The organism is Arthrobacter sp. OAP107 (assembly GCF_040546765.1).
GTDB lineage: Bacteria > Actinomycetota > Actinomycetes > Actinomycetales > Micrococcaceae > Arthrobacter.
In genome coordinates this window covers 457968-476525 of sequence record NZ_JBEPOK010000001.1, presented here as the reverse complement: position 1 = coordinate 476525, position 18558 = coordinate 457968, and the positions used below count along the sequence as shown (strand labels likewise).

Annotated in this window: 17 protein-coding genes and 1 tRNA gene; 10 read left to right on the top strand and 8 right to left on the bottom strand. The window is 66.5% G+C overall.

The features are described 5' to 3' along the window. Positions 1 to 26: 26 nt before the first annotated feature. Genes ABIE00_RS02145 through ABIE00_RS02130 form a run of 4 tightly spaced genes read right to left on the bottom strand, consistent with a single transcriptional unit; the run spans position 27 to position 3941 of the window. Positions 27 to 1367 (bottom strand): MFS transporter, encoded by a 1341-nt coding sequence (locus ABIE00_RS02145; protein ID WP_354256145.1) that lies wholly within the window; start codon positions 1365 to 1367, stop codon positions 27 to 29. A gap of 48 nt (positions 1368 to 1415) precedes the next feature. Further along, positions 1416 to 2429 (bottom strand): 5-oxoprolinase subunit C family protein, encoded by a 1014-nt coding sequence (locus tag ABIE00_RS02140; protein WP_354256143.1) that lies wholly within the window; start codon positions 2427 to 2429, stop codon positions 1416 to 1418. Further along, positions 2426 to 3151 (bottom strand): 5-oxoprolinase subunit B family protein, encoded by a 726-nt coding sequence (locus ABIE00_RS02135; protein ID WP_354256141.1) that lies wholly within the window; start codon positions 3149 to 3151, stop codon positions 2426 to 2428. The genes ABIE00_RS02140 and ABIE00_RS02135 overlap by 4 nt, the downstream gene beginning before the upstream one ends. A 1-nt stretch (position 3152) precedes the next feature. Continuing rightward, the gene (locus ABIE00_RS02130; protein WP_354256138.1) at positions 3153 to 3941 is read right to left on the bottom strand and encodes a LamB/YcsF family protein; all 789 of its coding nucleotides are present in this window, start codon (positions 3939 to 3941) and stop codon (positions 3153 to 3155) included. A 548-nt stretch (positions 3942 to 4489) separates the two neighbouring features. Here ABIE00_RS02130 and ABIE00_RS02125 point away from each other — a divergent pair. The 3 genes from ABIE00_RS02125 to ABIE00_RS02115 all read left to right on the top strand — a co-directional run bounded on the left by ABIE00_RS02125 (position 4490) and on the right by ABIE00_RS02115 (position 7666). Further along, positions 4490 to 5410, top strand: a complete 921-nt coding sequence (locus ABIE00_RS02125; protein ID WP_354256136.1) for a LysR substrate-binding domain-containing protein — start codon at positions 4490 to 4492, stop codon at positions 5408 to 5410. A 136-nt stretch (positions 5411 to 5546) separates the two neighbouring features. Further along, positions 5547 to 5780: a hypothetical protein gene (locus ABIE00_RS02120; protein WP_354256134.1), complete on the top strand. Its 234-nt coding sequence runs from the start codon at positions 5547 to 5549 to the stop codon at positions 5778 to 5780. A 473-nt stretch (positions 5781 to 6253) separates the two neighbouring features. After that, positions 6254 to 7666, top strand: a complete 1413-nt coding sequence (locus ABIE00_RS02115) for an HNH endonuclease (protein WP_354263240.1) — start codon at positions 6254 to 6256, stop codon at positions 7664 to 7666. 112 nt (positions 7667 to 7778) lie between these two features. On the opposite strand, the gene ABIE00_RS02110 is transcribed toward ABIE00_RS02115, so the two are convergent. Next, on the bottom strand, positions 7779 to 8456 hold the full coding sequence (locus ABIE00_RS02110; RefSeq protein ID WP_331570380.1) for a 4-carboxy-4-hydroxy-2-oxoadipate aldolase/oxaloacetate decarboxylase: 678 nt from the start codon (positions 8454 to 8456) through the stop codon (positions 7779 to 7781). A 46-nt stretch (positions 8457 to 8502) separates the two neighbouring features. Beyond that, positions 8503 to 9711, bottom strand: a complete 1209-nt coding sequence (locus ABIE00_RS02105) for an aspartate transaminase (protein WP_354256131.1) — start codon at positions 9709 to 9711, stop codon at positions 8503 to 8505. 251 nt (positions 9712 to 9962) lie between these two features. On the opposite strand from ABIE00_RS02105, the gene ABIE00_RS02100 reads away from it, so the two are divergent. Together ABIE00_RS02100 and ABIE00_RS02095 are read left to right on the top strand one after the other, a co-directional pair. After that, positions 9963 to 10490, top strand: coding sequence for a hypothetical protein (locus ABIE00_RS02100; protein WP_354256128.1), 528 nt, complete (start codon positions 9963 to 9965; stop codon positions 10488 to 10490). A gap of 100 nt (positions 10491 to 10590) precedes the next feature. Beyond that, the gene (locus tag ABIE00_RS02095; protein WP_354256125.1) at positions 10591 to 12768 is read left to right on the top strand and encodes an amylo-alpha-1,6-glucosidase; all 2178 of its coding nucleotides are present in this window, start codon (positions 10591 to 10593) and stop codon (positions 12766 to 12768) included. A gap of 128 nt (positions 12769 to 12896) precedes the next feature. Here ABIE00_RS02095 and ABIE00_RS02090 read toward each other — a convergent pair whose 3' ends face one another. Further along, entirely contained in the window at positions 12897 to 13412 is a 516-nt protein-coding gene (locus ABIE00_RS02090) for a flavin reductase family protein (RefSeq protein WP_354256122.1), read from the bottom strand. Between the two features lie 223 nt (positions 13413 to 13635). Here ABIE00_RS02090 and ABIE00_RS02085 point away from each other — a divergent pair. The 5 genes from ABIE00_RS02085 to ABIE00_RS02065 all read left to right on the top strand — a co-directional run bounded on the left by ABIE00_RS02085 (position 13636) and on the right by ABIE00_RS02065 (position 16919). Continuing rightward, positions 13636 to 13709, top strand: a tRNA-Cys gene (locus ABIE00_RS02085). Between the two features lie 97 nt (positions 13710 to 13806). Beyond that, positions 13807 to 14217 (top strand): TOBE domain-containing protein, encoded by a 411-nt coding sequence (locus ABIE00_RS02080; RefSeq protein WP_354256119.1) that lies wholly within the window; start codon positions 13807 to 13809, stop codon positions 14215 to 14217. Next, complete coding sequence (modA, locus tag ABIE00_RS02075) at positions 14214 to 15035, top strand: molybdate ABC transporter substrate-binding protein (protein WP_354256116.1); 822 nt, start codon at positions 14214 to 14216, stop codon at positions 15033 to 15035. Before ABIE00_RS02080 ends, modA begins: the two co-directional genes overlap by 4 nt. Beyond that, positions 15010 to 15873: an ABC transporter permease gene (locus ABIE00_RS02070; RefSeq protein ID WP_354256113.1), complete on the top strand. Its 864-nt coding sequence runs from the start codon at positions 15010 to 15012 to the stop codon at positions 15871 to 15873. The genes modA and ABIE00_RS02070 overlap by 26 nt, the downstream gene beginning before the upstream one ends. After that, complete coding sequence (locus ABIE00_RS02065; RefSeq protein WP_354256110.1) at positions 15870 to 16919, top strand: sulfate/molybdate ABC transporter ATP-binding protein; 1050 nt, start codon at positions 15870 to 15872, stop codon at positions 16917 to 16919. Before ABIE00_RS02070 ends, ABIE00_RS02065 begins: the two co-directional genes overlap by 4 nt. Positions 16920 to 16979: 60 nt before the next feature. Here ABIE00_RS02065 and arfA read toward each other — a convergent pair whose 3' ends face one another. Next, on the bottom strand, positions 16980 to 18518 hold the full coding sequence (gene arfA, locus ABIE00_RS02060) for an arabinosylfuranosidase ArfA (protein WP_354256107.1): 1539 nt from the start codon (positions 18516 to 18518) through the stop codon (positions 16980 to 16982). Positions 18519 to 18558: the final 40 nt, after the last annotated feature.

The following is an 18558-nucleotide window of genomic DNA, read 5'->3' as shown; positions in this document are numbered from 1 at the left end:
TAAGTCTCCTGGTGAGGTAGTAAGTGTTAGGCGTCGCGCAGCGGAAGGTGTGCGCGGTCCTTGACGGTGCTGACGGCGGCCAGCGTGCCCAGCGCGGTGATCACCGCGTAGAAAGCAGGCATGTAGATGTTGCCGGTGGACGAGATCAGCCAGGTCATCAGCAGCGGGGCGGTTCCGCCGAAGAGTGCCGAGGAGATGTTGTAGCCCAGGCCATAGGCCGAGTAGCGGACGCGGGTGGGGAACAGTTCCACGATCAGGATGTGGATCACCGCAGTGTGCCCGGCGAAGACGACGGCCATGAGGCAGGCACCCAGGATGGCCAGGGCCATGTTGCCGGTGGCGATGAGGGCGTAGGAGGGGATGCCGAGGACCGCCATGGCGATGGCCGAGCCGGCGATGACCTTCTTGCGGCCGATGCGGTCGGAGAGGGCGCCCATGAACGGGATGGCGATGCAGATGACCACGAGGCTGCAGGCTGTGACGAGGAGGGCCTCACCGATGGTGAAGTTGAGCTGCTTGCCCTTGAGGAACGTGGGCATGTAGGAGAAGAGAACGTAGTAGCCGGAGCCGTTCATGAGCGGGATGAACAGGGCCAGCAGCATGGCGCGGCGGTGTTCGGCGGAGGCAAAGGCTTCCTTGAGGGGGTTCTTGGACAGGCCGCCCTCTTCCTTCAGCTTCACGAAGTTGGGGGTGTCCGCGATGGCCTTGCGGATGTACCAGCCGATGACGCCCATGGGGATGGCGACCAGGAACGGGATGCGCCATGCGAACGAACCGAAGCCGCCGCCGTCGATCGCTGCTGCCGTAAGCCAGGGTGACATGGAGAAGGCAACCAGGGTGCCGGTGAGGAGGGCGGCGAAGGAGGCGATCTGGGCGTACGAGGTGATGATGCCGCGCTTGCCTTCGGGGGCGTGCTCGGCGAGGAAGGTCATGGCGCCGGCAGCCTCGCCGCCCACGGAGAAGCCCTGGAGCAGGCGGAGCAGCACCAGCAGCACGGGGGCCGCGACGCCGATGGCCGAGTAGGCGGGCAGGAGCCCGATGCCTGCGGTGGCGATGCTGATCAGCAGGATGACGAAGACCAGGAGCTTTTGGCGTCCGATCTTGTCTCCCAGGATGCCGCAGACGACGGCGCCGAGGGGGCGGACGAAGAAGGACACGGCGTAGCCGGCGAAGACGAACAGCAGGGCGTTGTCAGGGTTGCCAGGTGCCAGGAACACGAGCGCAAGCGTTCCAGCCATGAAGGCGAAAATGCCGTTGTCGTAAAGCTCCACAAAGATTCCGACGCACCCGGCGGTGACGACTTTCCGGGTCTGCCTCGCATCGAGGCGGTCATGCTGCGGGGCACCCGCACGCGTTGATGTAGACATTTTCATTCCTAACTTGGACTTAGTTCGAGGAGAGGTCATCGGTGGTCCTTAGCTGCCGGCTGCCGGTACGAGTTCCGGCCATCCGGGCTCTTTGTCGATGCCAAGGAGGGCGAAGACAGTGCTGACTCGGGAACGGAGGTTTTCCAGTTCCCGTAATGCGGCCCGATGCTTTGCGGTGGCTTCGGGCACTGTGGTCTTGCGGAAGGTGATGGTGTGCCCGGGCCGGGCCTGGGCGAGGGTGTCGAGCGAGCGGCTGGTGACCACTGCCAGGACGGGATACCCGGCGGTGACGCCGCGTCCCCGGTGCAGCACCAGCAGCTCTTCCCTGGACGGAACCTCGATGGCTCCCACCGGAACGCCGCGCGACAGCACTTCGGCTGACGACTGGCGTTCGGGAAGCGCCCCGCCGAGGCGCAGCCCGATGTGGTTGCTCCGGGCGCTGACGGTGTATTCGGTGTTGTACAGCAGCTCTGCTGTCTCGCCGAATTCTTCAACGTCCGGACCGTCCGTGACGTCAATGACCGCCCGGCTGCTGAACTCCGGCCGGGTCAGGCCCAGCCGGAACAGCGGAAGGTCAAAGTATGGCTGCCGGATGGGTCCGACGCTCCGGGAGGTTTTCAGCTCGGTGCCTTCGGAGAGCCGAAGGCCGAAGCCGATGACCGTATCGGGGGCGCAGCTTCCGAGCAGTTCCGGAGCCTCTACCGAACCGTGGACGGCAAGGTAGGCGCGGAGGCCCCCGGTGATGCGGCGTACCACCACGGTCTCCCCTGCACGGACGGACACTGGTTCCCACGGGGGGCAATCGCGGCCGCCGACCGTGAGGGTCAGCGGTGCGCCGGTGACGGCGATGAGGAGGTCCGTGGTGGCCTGCATCCGGAAGTCCAGGGCGGTGATTTCCAGCAGCGGGGCGTTGTCGGCGTTGGCAGCCAGGATGTTGGCCGCCCGTGCCGAGAACTGGTCGAGTGCCCCGTTGACGGGAAGCCCGAACCGGGGTCCGCGGAAGCGGCCCAGGTCTGTAACCACCGAGTTTCCGGGCTGCTGGATGATCAGTGACCCGCTCATCGTGCTGCCTCCAGTTTCCGTCCGGCGTAGTCTGCAAACTCTTCCGGCTGGATCTGGCGGAACGTCAGGCGGTCGCCGGGCAGGTAGGGAACCAGCGGTTCGCTGGCGGCATCGAGGACGGTCAGCGGGGTCTGGCCGATGACGCACCATCCGCCGGGTGCCACCGCCGGGGCGATGACCGCCTGCCGGCCGGCGACGGCCACGGCACCTGCCGGCACGGACAGCCGGGGATCCTTCAGCCGCGGGACGGGGACCGGAAAATCCGGGCCGTCCATCATGGGTGAGCCCGCAGGCGCACCCAGGCAACGGATGACGTAGGACTTGGCCGTGTGGAGCGCGATGATCTCCTTCACGGAGAGCTGCTCGTGCTCGGCAACGCGCTCCAGGTCGGGACCGTATTCGCCGCCGTAAACCACCGGGACGCTGAATTCGCGGGGCGTGCGGGCAGGTGCTCCCACATGTTCAAGCTGCCGCAGGCCGAGGAGGACAAATGCCCGGACCTGGCGCGCGGAGGTGACCCCGGGGTCAAATTCCACGAGCAGCGAGTCGTACGTCGGCACTGCGCCGTGCACGCCGTCAGCCCCTGCAGTCTCAAGCCACTGCGCGAGCGAGTGGACGGTGCTCCAGTTGGCCTCCGTGTCAGCGGAGGAGGCGAGGACCCGCAGGGCCGAATCCCCGGACTCGAAGATCTCCACGGAGGTGGGATTTGGGGTGGCAGCCATGTCAGGCGGCCTTCACTTTGCCGGCCAGAACCTTGGCGAGCGGGGCGATGGTCACGCCGGCGTTCTCCAGTTCGGCGCGGACCTTCCGGGCCAGCTGCACCGCGCCGGGGGTGTCACCGTGCAGGAGAACGGTGTCGGCAACAATCGGCAGGTCCGTGCCGGCGACGGTCTCGATGAGCCCTTCGCACACCATCCGGACGGTGCGCTCCACGATGGCGGCCGGATCGTGGATCACGGCGCCGGGACGGCCGCGGGGAACGAGGGTGCCGTCGGCTTCGTAGGCGCGGTCGGCGATGCCGACGATGCCCACCGGGAGCTGCCGTTCGGCGGCGGCATCGGCGAGTTCGCCGTCCTGCGCCAGGACGATGAGGCCGGGGTTCAGGCGGGCGGCGGCATCGGCCACGGCTGCTGCGTAGTCGGGGCGGGTGGCGACGAGGTTGCCCAGGCGGCCGTGCGGCGCAATGTGGGCGATGCTCGTGCCGTGGTACGCGGCGAAGGCGCTGAGCGCACCGAACTGGTACAGGACGTCGTTTCGGACCTCGTCGGCCGTCAGGTCCATGGCGCGCCGGCCGAAGCCACGCAAGTCCGGGAAGCTCGGGTGCGCCCCGATGCTGACGCCGCGGCGGACACATTCAGCGACCGTGGCGTGCATGATGTCCGGGTCACCGGCGTGGAAGCCGCAGGCGATGTTGGCACTGGAAACCACCTCGAGCAGGGCAGCGTCGTCGCCCATCGAGTAGGCGCCGAAGCCTTCTCCGAGATCTGCGACGAGATCAACTGTGAGTCCCATTATCTGCCTTCCTGGGGTGGTTGGCAGCGGTCCTGCCCGCCGGGGCGAAAGGATCAGCTGCGCTGGTGATGAAGTGTGTCCGAACGGGCCCTGGAGAGGATTCCCAATTCGGTGCCGCCGGGCTACCGGCTTCTGCAAAAAAGTCTGGCACCGGGATTTGACTCACACAAAGACGTAATCGGTGTCACGGGATAGGTGGTGGTTATGACCGCCGCCGCAGTGGTGTCCATGACCGTCTCCTTCCCATTTAGGAGGGTTCAGCCCTTGGCGGCCCGCCCTCTTTGCACTGAACATATGGAGCGTTTATTTCCGGAATGTAAAAGCGACCGGCAATTCCGGTAAAAGCGAATAGCATGCAAAATGCATCTGCCCCCATTGGAAATTTGCATGTCACCGGAGGGGATAGAATGTACGCCTAGTGAAATAGCGTTCTGGGTTCAACCTAGTGTCAGCGATGCGGATCACACAAAGACCTATTGCGTATCCCTGCATAGCGACCCGTTATGACCTTCCGTGGGTTCAGGACGCCGCAACGAGAGAGGGCGGCCGTGGATACCAGGAAACTGGCGTACTTCGTACAGATCGTGGATTCGGGGAGCATCACCAAGGCCGCGGCGGCTTTGCATGTGGCCCAGCCGGCCCTGAGCCAGCAGGTTTCGGCGCTGGAAACTGAACTCAAGCAGCGCCTGCTGATCCGCAGCAAGCAGGGCGTGCAGCCCACGGCGGCGGGGCACACGCTTTACCGGCACGCCCAGTCCATCCTGCGGCTTGTCGCGCAGGCCCGGCAGGACGTTGCCAAGTCGGGGGCCGCACCGTCCGGGCGGGTGTCCATCGCCATTGCGCCCTACAGCATGGCGTCGAGCCTGACCCCGCAGATCATCAGCGAAGTGGCCCGGCGGTACCCGGATATCGTCCTGCATGTCACGGAAATCTACGGCGGTGTCCTGAGTGAGGCCATCAAGAACGGCCGGCTGGACATGGCCCTCATTTACGAGCCGGGCCCCATCCGCGGCGTCCTGTTCACCACCATGATCGTCGAGGACCTGCACCTGGTGGTCAATGCGGCCAGGACGGATATTGACGCCGGAAAGGGTGAGATCACGCTGGAGGAGGTGGCCCGCCTGGGGCTCTTCCTTCCCGAGAAGATCCACACCCTTCGCCAGACGGTTGAGGCCGGCTTCGACAGCAAGGGCCTGAAGCTCCAGCTCGTGGGCGAGGTGGAGTCGGTGCCTTCCCTCACCCGGCTGCTGCGTGCCGACCTGGGGGCCACCATTTTGCCCAGGTCCGCTGCCGATGCACTGTTCCATGAGGAGGACTTCTGCGTCCTGCGGATCGTGGATCCCGCACTGCAGTGCAAGATCGCACTGTGCACGCCGGACCACGATCCCCTCTCAGAGGCGGCGTCGGCTGTACTCCTGGTGCTGAAGGAAATGCTGCATGAAATGCTCGGCAATAAGTATGGCCGCTAGGTGTTCATAGGTTCCGCTTATTAGGGCACTCAGCATTTGTCTTAGTAACCGGCTCCTCCGGGATTCTAATATTGGCAGCAAGCCAAGAAATTGCGGAAAAGCACTTTCCGCAATCAGAATCAACGGGGAGTCTGCCGTGAAAAAGCTCAGCACCATCAGGAGAACTACGGACCCGCGTCTGGGACTCATGGCGAAAACCGGGTCCCATTGCCCCACCAACGGTTTCTGGCGGCCGGAGGACCGGTCCGCAGCTCCGATCTTCGTATTCGAGGGCAGCATCATGCCGGTCAGCGGCGGCGGCTCGACGGTCTGGTACCTGGAGGACCCCGTCTTCGGCGCCCCGGCCTACCCGGTCACCCACCGCGTCTAACCGGCTCCCCAACTGGGGTAGCACTTCAAGGCGTTCTCAGGGCTGGGAAGGCCCTGAGCTGCTAGCCGGTTTTCGTTCTCAGATGACCACAAAAAAGTTTTTTGATTCCGCCCCCTTCTGATGCCGATTCGGCCCTTTAATGTCAGTGGCCCTTGGCAGACTGTGTTCATGGACGGGTTTGGGACTTCAGCACTGACTGCAGCGGCGCCGCACGGCGACGTTCGTCAGGCTGCTGCCTCTTTCCCGACGGCGATTTCCACTTCGATACGTTCGCGGACGACGCGCTTCCGTACGACGATGATCTCGGCGCCGCGTTTCCGGAGTCGTTGCCTGAGGACCCGTTTCCCGAGGTCCTGTTCGCCGATCGTCCTTTCGACGGGGACCTCCTGGACGACGGCGTCCCCTCCGGCAACGGCACCTCCTGGCACGTCGCACCCGGTTCCGGCGTCCACGACCGTGGAACTACAACAACCTTGGGGTGTTTTCTTCCGGCGGCTGACCTTACCGCTGACAGTGCCGGGCTGATCGATCAGGTCCGCGGGTACGAGAACGTCAAGTGCTGGGCGGCCGGGCAACAGGCGCGGCTTTCGGTGGCCTTCGAGTCCCGGCTCCGGCAGGAACCCACCGACCGGCCGCCCCTGGCCGCGGAGGAACTGTGCAAGGACCGCGGCACAAACCGGGACCTGGGCGCGGCCGAGCAGATCGCCCTGGCCCGGGGTGAGTCCCCAAACCGCGGGCACCGGCTGCTCGGCACGTCTAAGGCCCTGGTCACCGAGATGCCGCACAGCCTGGCGGCTTTGGACACCGGCCAGCTGAACGAAGAGCGCGCCATGCACGTCGTGAAGGAGACCGCCTGCCTGACGGCCGAAGACCGGGCTGCCGTCGATGAGGAACTGGCCGCCGACACCGGCACCTTCAACGGCGCCGGAACCCGGGCCGTCATCGCCGCTGTAAAGGCCGCCGCGATCCGCCGAGACGCCCGGTCCGTGGCCCAGCGCGCCCGCCACGCCGCCTCGGAACGCAGGGTGAGCCTGCGCCCGGCACCGGACTGCATGACCTACCTGACAGCACTGCTGCCCGTCCACGAAGGCGTCGCCGTGTACACGGCACTGACCCGGAACGCCGACACCCTCCACGCCGCCGGCGACCCCCGCTCCCGCGACCAGATCAAAGCCGACACCCTGGTCGAATCCACCACCGGCACCCCCGGCGGCATTACCGGCGTCGAACTGAACCTGGTCATGACCGACCGCACCCTCCTCCAAGGCGACACCGAACCAGCCCGCATCCCCGGCTACGGCATCATCCCCGGCGCCTGGGCACGGGAACTCATCACGCAAGGACAGGGACAGGGACAGGGAGAGCCGGGCCGGGTCCAACCCGCAGCGCGCGGTTCAGCCGAGGTCGATGCGTCCGGGATGAAGGAACTCAAGATCTGGGTCCGGCGCCTCTACACCGCCCCCGGGACCGGCGACCTCGTCGCCATGGATTCGAGACGGCGCCTGTTCCCGGCACTGCTGCGGCGCTTCATCCAGGTCAGGGACGACACCTGCCGCACCCCCTACTGCGACGCCCCGATCCGCCACCACGACCACATCATCCCCTGGCACAATGACGGCCCCACCACCCTGACCAATGGTGCCGGGTTGTGCGAAGCCTGCAACCACACCAAAGAACTCCCCGGCTGGAAAGTGAAACCCCGGCCGGGACCGAGACACACCATCGAAATCACCACACCCACCGGCCACACCTACCAATCCACCGCACCACCGCTACCAGGAGCTGGACTGACCGGAAGCGGGATGCGCGAAACGCACCACTCCAAACAGCCCGGCCCGGCGGCGAAAAAGGCGAGGCCACGGGAAGTAAGCCGCGCGGAGCTGTGAGCGGCAGCAGGGCATAGGTTCGGGAATACACGTCAGGCGGGACAGTAGTTGTGCCCCGCGTGAGGTGCTAGCCAGCGCCGGTCAAAGCAGTCAACCCGCCTGCGCTACCCAGCTACGCGTGCTCGACCAGCAGTCCCTTGGCCTTCAGGACCTCGGTGAGGTTGCACAGCTCGATGGTGGTGCCGCCGGCCTTGTAGAGGCCGATGAGCTCGCGTTCGGCGTCGTCACGTTCCTGCGAAAGGCGGATGACTTCCTCGATCTCGTCCTTGCGGACCACAACAACACCGTCGGCATCGCCGCGGAGGACGTCGCCCGGATAGATGATCTCGTCACCGAAAACCACAGGGTGGTTGATCGGGCCGATGGTTTCCTTAACGGTGCCCTTGATAGAGACGCTGCCTGAGAAGACGGGCAGGCCCAGCTCGATCAGGTCCTGGGTGTCGCGGACGCCTGAGTCGGTCACCAGGCCGGCGAGGCCCTTGGCTTTCATGGCGTTGCCGAGGACGTCGCCGAACGTGCCGGCTTCCTCGTACTCGCCGGCCGCGGCCAGGACAACGTCGCCCGCCTCGGCGTAGTGGATGGCCACCTGCAGCATGAGGTTGTCGCGCGGGGCGCAGCGCACAGTGGTGGCGGGGCCGCAGAAGGACATGCTGCGGTCGATCGGCTTGATCTTGGAGCTGAGTGCTCCCTTGCGGCCCTGTGCCTCGTGGATCGTGGCCGAGGAGAACTGCGCCAGCCGGCGGACGGCGTCGGCGTCGGGTCGTTCGATGTTGGTCTTTACGTGGATCACGGAATTTTCCTTAATTTTGGTGGGGTGGCTGTGGCCCGGTTGGCGGTTAGCTGAGGGCCCGGACGGCCTTGTCGATGGCTGCGATGGACTCTTCGATGATGTCGAGGCTGGTGGCGTATGAGATGCGGAAGTACGGCCCCAGGCCGTAGGCCGAGCCTTGGATGACAGCGACCGAGCCTGCCTCGAGAAGGTAGAGCGTGAAGTCCTCGTCGTTGCCGATGACCTTCCCCTCCGGGGTGGTCTTGCCGATGGCACCGCCGCAGTTGACGTACGCGTAAAAGGCGCCTTCCGGCGTCGCGCAGGAAAGGCCGTCGACGGCGTTCAGCGCAGCCACCGCCGCGTCGCGGCGGCTGCGGTAAACCTCGACGCTCTCCCGCACGAAGGTCTGGTCGCCGGTGAGCGCTGCGGCGCTGGCGGCCTGGCTCACGGAGGACGGGCAGGAGGAGATCTGCGACTGCAGCTTGTTGATCGCCGCGATCAGCGGGGCCGGCCCGGCGGCATAGCCCAGCCGCCAGCCGGTCATGGCGTAGGCCTTGGACACCCCGTTGACGGCGAGGACGCGGTCCTTCAGTTCCGGGGCAACCTCCACCAGGCTCGAAATCTTGCCGGCCCCGAAGTAGATCTGGTCGTAGATCTCGTCCGTCAGGACGTAAACCCGCGGGAAGTTGGCGAGGACATCCGCCAGGGCACGGAGTTCGGACCGGGAGTACACGGCGCCCGTGGGGTTCGACGGGGTGTTCAGGATGACCCACTTGGTGCGCTCGTTCAGCGCCCCGGCCAGTGCTTTGGGCGTCAGTTTGAAGCCCGACTCCTCGCCGCAGGTGACGACCACCGGGGTGCCCTCGTTCGCGAGCACCATGTCCGGGTAGGAAACCCAGTACGGGGCGGGCACCACAACCTCGTCACCGGCGTCCAGCGAAGCCATGAACGCCGTGAAGATCACCTGCTTGGCGCCGCCGCCGATGGTGATCTCCGCTGGGGTGTAGTGGATGCCGCTGCGCAGCTCAATGGTCTGGAGGATCGCCTTCTGGAGTGCAGGCGTGCCGGTGACGGAGGTGTACTTTGTCTCCCCCTTGCTGATTGCCTCAACCGCCGCCGCCTTGATGTGCTCGGGCGTATCGAAGTCCGGCTCGCCGACCGTCAGGTCCAGGATCCGGCGCCCTTCCGCCTGCAGTTCGCGAACGCGGGCAGCTGCGGCCACGCTGGCGGAAGACTTGATGCGGGACACTCGCGATGCAGGTTCAAATACAGACATGTGGTCTCTTCCTAGGGAGTCAGGAGGGAGCGAAACTCGTTCCTTCGACCCTAGGGAATCCCGGCCGGTATGGATAAGACCTAATCTGCGTGGACGGATAAGCGTCCCTTATGGACCGCCGTCGGACGTCCTGCAAAAGAACACAAGCCAAACTTTTTGGTTATGGCTCCACGCACTATAGGTATTTCCGCGGGTCCGCGGGTGCTGCCTAGCCTTCTAGGTAAGTCCTGAACCCGAACCGAGGAGTGCTGTTGGCTATCCTGCACCGTGATGACCGCGGGGACGGCTATTACCGCTACCGGGGAACGGCGAAAGCCGACAAGGCCGCTGTCCAGGCGGAAAAGACGCGCAAACTGCTCCGGGACAGCCGGCAGCGGATTTCCTTCAACGCCACCAGCATGCGCGCCCTCTCCGTCCGGCTGAACCAGCAGATCGCGCAGGCGCTCTGCGACGGCATGAAAGTCACCCGCCTCGCCGACGCCGCGGAGCTCTCCCGCCGGGCGGTCCACACCGTGGGCCTGTCGGCCGACGACCTGCTCCCCTCCGGGCAACCGGCCGAGCAGCACCTGGCGGCGATCCACGAACTCAAGGCGGAACTGGCTGAACTTGAGGAGTCCAGGACCGCGCTGGAAGACCGCCGCCTGAACCTCCTGGTGGCAGCACGACGCCGGGGAGTTCTGGATGACTATGAGCTCGCCGCCCTCAGCGGCTTGCAGCGCGAAACGATCCGCAAGATGACCTGGGGCGTTCAGCCGGAATCCGGTGCGATTCCGGCGTAACTCTGCACCCGCCGTCGTACCCGTCAAGCCCTAGCAAGGCCGTGCGAGCGAGCGTAGCGTCGAACTGCACGCTGTTGCAGGTTGCTCGGAGGTGGTCCCGATGGCTGGATGGAATGCTGATACGGCGGCGGGTCCGCTGGGGGCCGGGACGGTCACGCTGGTTGAAGGATCGTCCTTCTGCATCTCCTTGCCGAACGGGGACATCAGCACAGAGCATCCGCATGGCCTCTTTGTGCAGGACGCCCGCATCCTCTCTGGCTGGAGCCTGACGGTCGATGGCCTGGCGCTGGAGCCGCTGGCGGCCGAGACCAAGGAGCCGTACCGGGCTCTGTTTGTGGGACGGGTTCCCCGCTCGGACGGGTACGCCGACAGTCCACTGATCGTGGAGCGGCTGCGGGAGGTGGGCGCCGGCATCCAGGAGCAGGTCACGGTCCGGAATTTCTCCCTCGAGCCGGTCCACTGCGTCATCGCGGTGAAGATCGGGGCGGACTTCGCGGACCTCTTTGAGGTGAAAGAGGCACGGATCCTGCGGCGCTGGGACGAAAAACGGCAGGCCGACGGCGGTTCGCTCACCATTCGCGCGGCGTGGCAGGACGTCCGGAAGGGCGTGGTGGTCCAGGCCCCGGGTGCTGATGTTTCGGCGGACGCCGTGACGTACCGGGCTACTGTTCCGGCGCACGGACACTGGAGCACGGTCCTGACAGTGCTGCCCAGCGCCGAGGGATCCGATTCGGCGATGGCTTTCGTGCATTCCGGGGGTGATGGCCTGTCTCCCCGGGACATACGCCGGCGGGAATGGGTGGCGAAGATTCCGGTCCTGCAGATGGGCAACCGCTCGGTGGAACGGACCCTGCGCCGCAGCTACGACGATCTGGGCGCCCTGCGGATCGAGGACCCCGACCATCCTGAGCGCGTGGTGGTGGCCGCCGGGGCGCCCTGGTTCATGACCCTGTTCGGCAGGGACTCGCTGTGGGCCTCGGTGATGGCGATGCCCGTGGACCCGTCCCTGGCGCTGGGGACGCTGCAGACCTTGGCCGACCGGCAGGGATCCGTAGTGGACCCAATGACCGAGGAGGAACCGGGCAAGATCCTCCACGAGGTCCGGCTCGACGTTTCCAGCGGGCTGTCCCTGGGCGGCAAGTCGGCCTATTACGGCAGCGTGGATGCGTCGCCCCTGTTCCTGATGGTGCTCGGAGCAGTCAGCCGCTGGGGATTCGCGGCGGACACGATCGCCGCCCTGCTCCCCCATGCGGACCGTGCACTCGAGTGGATCATGAAATACGGGGACAAGGACGGGGACGGCTTCATCGAGTACGAGCGTCTCAACGACCAGGGCCTGCTCAACCAGGGCTGGAAAGACTCCTGGGACGGAATCAACTTTGCCAACGGCAAACTGGCCGAGCCGCCGATCGCACTGTGCGAGGTCCAGGCCTACGTCTACGTTGCTTACCTTTCGCGTGCATGGCTGGCATACGAAGCCGGGGACACGGCTTTTGGGAATGAGCTCGCCGACCGCGCGGCACGGCTTAAGAAACAGTTCAACGAACAGTTCTGGATCCCGGAACGCGGGTACTACGCCATTGCCCTGGACGGCAGGAAGCGGCAGGTGGACGCGTGCGCGTCGAACATGGGCCACTGCATGCTGCAGGGCCTCATTGACGAGGACAAGGCCCCGCTGGTGGCCGAGCGGCTGATGTCACCCGAGATGTTCAGCGGCTGGGGCGTGCGCACCCTGGCCAGCGACATGGGTGCCTACAACCCGGCCAGCTACCACAACGGATCGGTGTGGCCGCACGACAACGCCATCGTTGCTGCCGGGCTCCTCCGCTACGGCTTCGTCGAGGAGGCGCAGCGGATCGCCACCGGCATGATGGACGCCGCCGAGTACTCCGATGGCAGGCTCCCGGAGCTGTTCTGCGGTTTCAGCCGGGACCAGCTCGCCGCCCCTGTTCCGTATCCGACGGCGTGCTCGCCGCAGGCCTGGGCAGCCACCGCACCGATCCAGCTGGTGACGAGCCTGATGCGGTATGACCCCGTCGTGTCCGCCGGCAGCGTCTGGTTGGACCCGGTTCTTCCAGCGGCCTTCGGGGATCTGCACATCACCAACGCGCCCCTGGGCGGTGGCCGCATCACCATCGACATTGCCAATTCCGTCCCCTCAGTCCAGGGGCTGCCTGACGGGATGACGTTCCTCCGGGGGCACCGTCCGTGGATGATCGAACTGGTGGAGCAGGCGGACCGCCGGCGCAGGGAGCGGTTGGAGAACTGGGGCCGGTAGCCGGTCTGTCGCGGGGAGTCAGTCCTGGTCCTCCGCGGGCTGCCACACGTCGTCGTTCGTTTCCGGCAGCGCGTGCCGACGGCCGCGCCGTCCGGACGTGGCCTTGACCCTGGCCACGCCGCCCCGTGTCATGCGACGCCCTCTAGGATCTTTTCCCGTGCCTGCACGGAGACGTAGTCGCCCTTGAAGAAGAGGAGGGGATCGACGCCGGTACGGGCGCTCAGCGCGCGGATCGCGGCCACCACGATGGTGTGGTCGCCGCCGTCGTACTCCTGGTGCAGCTCGCAGTCCACCCAGGCCAGGGCGCCGTCGAGGACGGGGTTGCCAAGGGGCGACGGCGAATGGTTGACGCCGGCGAACTTGTCCGCGCCGGAGCGGGCGAACTGGGCCGCGAGGTGCTGGTGGTCGGCGGGAAGGATGTTGACGGTGAAGCGGCCCGCCCGGCGCAGCAGCGGCCAGGTGCTGGAGGTCCGTGCCGGGCTGAAGGTGACCAGCGCCGGTTCCAGCGAGAGGGATGCGAAAGACTGGCAGGTGAACCCGGCAGGGCCGTTCTTGGTGGCCGCGGTGATTACGGTCAGGCCCGTTGCGAAATGGCCCAGGACGTTGCGGATCCGGCGCGGGCTGAGGTCTGAGAGTTCCGTCATGGCGAGTCCTTTCGAAGCGTGTAGACCCAATCAAGCACCTTGCCGACCGCTTCCCAACCCGGGCTGCAACGAACTGACGCGCATGGAAACGCAGCTTCACGGCCCGAAGCGGGGCGTAACAAAGCAGGCCGAAATGCGTGCCTGGGGTGACGAGAACGCAACGTGGCGACCGAGTTCTACGCACGCGGGACACCGCGGCCAGGACGTGCCTAGGCTACCGGTACGTGGTGTGCCCGAGAGGCCAGGGAGCGGTCCGCAAAACCGTTGACGCGGGTTCGAATCCCGCGATCACGTCCAACGGAAACTCCGCCGGCGGTCCCATCGTTAGGCTGTCACTTTCCGAATTTGCGGATTTGTCGCGAAAGAATAACCGCAAATAGTGGATTATGGTGTCATGCCGACAATCCGCATCTCCGAAGCAGCGCGTTTCCTGGGCGTCAGCGACGACACCATCCGCCGCTGGACCGAGAACGGGACGCTCACGCCGGTCAAGGACTCCTCCGGCCGGCTGGCCGTCGAGGGGATCGAGCTCGCCCACCTCGCCCGCGCCCAGGCGCAGCTGCCCGAGGACCCCACCCGCGTGGGCAGCTCTGCGCGCAACCGCTTCGTTGGCCTGGTCACCGGCATCACCGCGGACAAGGTCATGGCCCAGGTGGAGCTGCAGTGCGGCCCGTTCCGCGTCGTCTCCCTGATGAGCAGCGAAGCGGTCAGGGAGCTCGGCCTGGAACTCGGCTCCGTGGCCACTGCCGTGGTCAAAGCCACCACGGTCATCATCGAAACACCGCAAGGAAAGAGCATCCTATGAGCATCACCCGCGTGGGCATCAGCGCCCTGCTGGCCGCCGGCGTCCTTGCCGCGGGGCTGTCCGGCTGCGCTGCCTCCAGTACCGCCACCGGCGCGGCCCAAGCCGGTTCCGAGGGCGCCAGCACGGGCGGCACCCAGGCAACCTCCGGCACCGTGAGCGTTTACGCCGCCGCGTCACTGAAGGCCACCTTCACCAAGATCGCCTCTGAGTTCGAGGCCGGGAACCCCGGCACCAAGGTCACGCTGAACTTCGCCGGGTCCTCGGACCTGGTCACGCAGATCACCCAGGGCGCCCCGGCCGACGTTTTCGCCTCCGCCGACACGATGAACATGGCCAAGCTCTCGGACGCCAAGCTCATCGACGGAACGGCAAGCAACTTTGCCACCAACGTCCTGGAGATCGCGGTTCCGCCGGCCAACCCGGCGTCGATCACTTCCTTCGCGGACCTGGCGAAGCCGGGCGTCAAGGTGGTGGTTTGCGCACCGCAGGTGCCGTGCGGCTCCGCCACCGAGAAGGTGGAAAAGGCCAACGGAACCACGCTGAAGCCCGTCAGCGAGGAATCCTCCGTCACCGATGTCCTCGGCAAGGTCACCTCCGGGGAAGCCGACGCCGGCCTGGTCTATGTCACTGACGTCAGGACCGCCGGCGGCAACGTCAAGGGCATCCCATTCGGCGAGTCGGACCAGGCCGTGAACACCTACCCGATCGTCACCGTGGGCAGCAGCAAGAACAAGGAGCTGGCCAAGGCCTTCATCGCCATGGTCACAAGCAGCGAAGGCAGGAAGGTCCTCAGTGACGCCGGTTTCGGCACCCCGTAGCAAGGCCTGGACAGCCAGCAAGACAAACCGGCGGGACACCGGCTACACAGGTGTCCCGCCGTGGGTCTTCGCCCTTGCGGCAGCAGGAGGCCTGTTTGTCCTGCTGCCGCTGGCCGCCATGGTTGCCAAGGTCAACTGGGGGCAGTTCATCCCGCTCATCACCTCGGAATCCTCACTCACCGCTCTGGGCCTGAGCCTGCGGACGTCGGCCGCCAGCACGGTGCTGTGCATCGTGTTCGGCGTGCCGCTTGCGCTCGTCCTGGCCCGCGCCAGCTTTCCCGGTCAGCGCCTGCTGCGGGCGTTCGTGCTCCTCCCCCTCGTCCTGCCGCCGGTCGTCGGCGGCATCGCCCTGCTCTACACGTTCGGCCGGCAGGGCCTGCTCGGGCGGAGCCTGGAGCTGGCGGGAGTACAGATCGCCTTCTCCACCACCGCCGTCGTCCTCGCCCAGACGTTCGTGGCGCTCCCGTTCCTGGTGGTCAGCCTCGAGGGTGCCCTGCGCACCGCCGGCACCAGGTACGAGGCGGTCGCCGCCACCCTCGGCGCACGCCCCACCACGGTGCTGCGCCGCGTCAGCATCCCGCTGGTCCTGCCCGGCCTGGCCTCCGGCGCCGTACTGTCCTTCGCGCGCTGCCTGGGCGAGTTCGGTGCCACCCTGACCTTCGCCGGCAGCCTGCAGGGCGTTACCCGCACCCTGCCGCTGGAGATCTACCTCCAGCGCGAAACCGACGCCGATGCCGCCGTCGCGCTGTCCCTGGTGCTGGTGGCGGTGGCCGTCGCCGTCGTCGGGCTTTCCTTCCGGCGCCCCCGGTCGCTGGCGGCAGAGGCAGGACCAGAATGACCCTCGAACTCAATGCCGCGCTGCGCGCGCGCAACTTCGACGTCTCCCTGACCCTCGGAGCCACGGAAACCGTGGCCGTGCTGGGACCCAACGGCGCCGGCAAGTCGACGCTGCTGGGGATCATCGCCGGGCTCCTGCGCCCGGACAGCGGGCACGCCGTACTCGGACAGAAGACGCTGTTCAAGCTCGACGGCGGGACGCACCGCTTCCTGCCGCCGCACACCCGCGGAACAGCGCTGCTCGCTCAGGAGCCGCTGCTGTTTCCGCACATGACCGTGCTGGAGAACGTCGCCTTCGGCCCACGTGCGGCCGGCGCGAACCGGGCCAGTGCGGTGCAGACGGCGCGGCACTGGCTGGCCGAGGTGGAAGCAGCAGAGTTCGCAGACCGGCGGCCGGGCCAGCTCTCGGGCGGACAGGCGCAGCGCGTCGCGATCGCGCGTGCTCTGGCCACAGACCCCGAACTGCTGCTCCTCGATGAACCCATGGCGGCCCTCGACATCCATGCCGCCCCCATGCTGCGCCGGCTCCTCAAGCGGGTGCTCGCCAACCGCCGCGCCATCATCATCACGCACGATGTCCTGGACGCGCTCATGCTCGCCGACCGGGCCATCGTCCTCGAAGGCGGCCGGATCACCGAGGAAGGGCCCACCCGCGTCGTCCTGGAAAAACCGCGCAGCAGGTTCGCCGCAGGGCTGGCGGGCATGAACCTCCTCACCGGCACCATCACGGACCGCGGGCTTACATCCGACAGCGGGCTGGAGATCACCGCGCATCCCGAGGACGGTGCCGTCCCCGGCCAGGACGGCGTCGCCGTCTTCTCCCCGACGGCGGTCTCGGTCTTCCTGAACGCTGAGCACGGCAGCCCGCGAAACTCGTTCACCGTCACCATCACGGACCTGGAACCCCACGGCGACCAGATCCGCGTCCACGCCGGCGGCTTGTCCGCGGACATCACCCCGGCGGCCTCGGCCGACCTCGGACTCACCCCGGGGATGACCGTTTACTTCGTCATCAAGGCCACGGCCGTCGCTGTCTATCCGGCGTAGGCACGCAAAGCCGCAAGGGACGCACGACGGCGGGACATTCCCGCCGTCGTCGTCTCGCCTCTAGTTCTTGACCGCGTCCAGCTCGACGACGGCCCAGGACAGGGCGGGCAGGCTCAGCCGGAGCTCCGAGCCGCTGGCCTTCGCCCCGTCCAGCGGCTTCAGGCCAACGCGGTCCGGGTTGCCCTGGCTGTTGATGGTGAAGCGGCTCCCGTCCTCCGGGATTTCCAGGACCTCGGCGCGGAGCACCTGGCGGGCGTCGAAGCCGCGCAGGGCCACCTCGACGTCGGCCGCCTCCTCCAGGCCGCGGTTCGCGAAGAACAGCGCCACCCGGCCGGTTTCCTCGTTCCATGTGGCGCTGACGTCCACCAGGTCGGTGTCGCCGAACCGGGCGTTGCCGTACTTGTCCGAGTCGACGGACAGGCGCAGGATCTGGCCCTTCGCCAGCTCCGCCATCCGGGCAAACGGGTGGAAGATGGTCTGCCGCCAGGCCGGTCCGTTTTCCTCGCTGAAGATCGGCGCGATCACGTTGACCAGCTGCGCCTGGTTGGCGATTTTGACCCGGTCACCGTGCCGGAGCAGCGAGTTGAGCAGGGTACCGACGACGACGGCGTCCGTCACGTTGTACTTGTCCTCGATGACCCGGGGGTGCTCGCGCCAGCCGGCCTTGGTGACGTTGTGCGGCTGGTCCTCGGTGTTGAGGCCGCGCTGGTACCAAACGTTCCACTCGTCGAAGGACAGGTTGATGTGCTTCTTGTGCTTGCCCTTGGCGCGGACCGCGTCGGCGGTGGCGATCACCGATTCGATGAAGTAGTCGGTGTCGACGGCGCTGGCGAGGAAGCTGCCGACGTCGCCGTCGTGCTCCTGGTAGTAGGCGTGCAGCGAGACGTAGTCCACTTCCTCGTAGGCGTGGGTCAGGACCGTCTGCTCCCAGGCGCCGAACGTGGGCATTCCGGAGTTGGAGCTGCCGCAGGCCACCAGTTCGATGTCCGGGTCCACGAACCGCATTGCCTTCGCGGCCTCCTGGGCCAGCCGGCCGTACTCTTCGGCGGTCTTGTGGCCGATCTGCCACGGGCCGTCCATCTCGTTGCCGAGGCACCAGAGCTTGATGTCGAACGGGTCCTTGTGCCCGTTTTTGGCGCGCAGGTCGGACAGGTAGGTGCCGCCGGGGTGGTTGGCGTATTCCACGATTTCGCGGGCCGCGTCCACGCCCCTGGTGCCCAGGTTGATGGCCTCCATGATTTCGGTGCCGGCCTGCCGGGACCAGTCCACGAACTCGTGCAGGCCGAAGGCGTTGGTCTCCAGGGTGTGCCAGGCGCCGTCGAGCCGGCGGGGGCGGTTCTCCCGCGGGCCGATGCCGTCCTCCCAGTTGTAGCCGGAGACGAAGTTGCCGCCGGGGTACCGGATGACGGTGGCGCCAAGCTCCTTGACGAGCTTGAGCACGTCCTGCCGGAAGCCGTTCTCGTCGGCCTCCGGGTGGCCGGGCTCGTAGATGCCGGTGTAGACGCAGCGGCCCATGTGCTCAACGAAGGAGCCGAAGAGGCGGCGGGGTACTTCCCCGATGGTGAAGTCGCGGTCGAGGGTGATCCTTGCGCGGGACATGTGGGGTATCTCCTTGGTTGTGTTCAGAACTGTTGTTGAA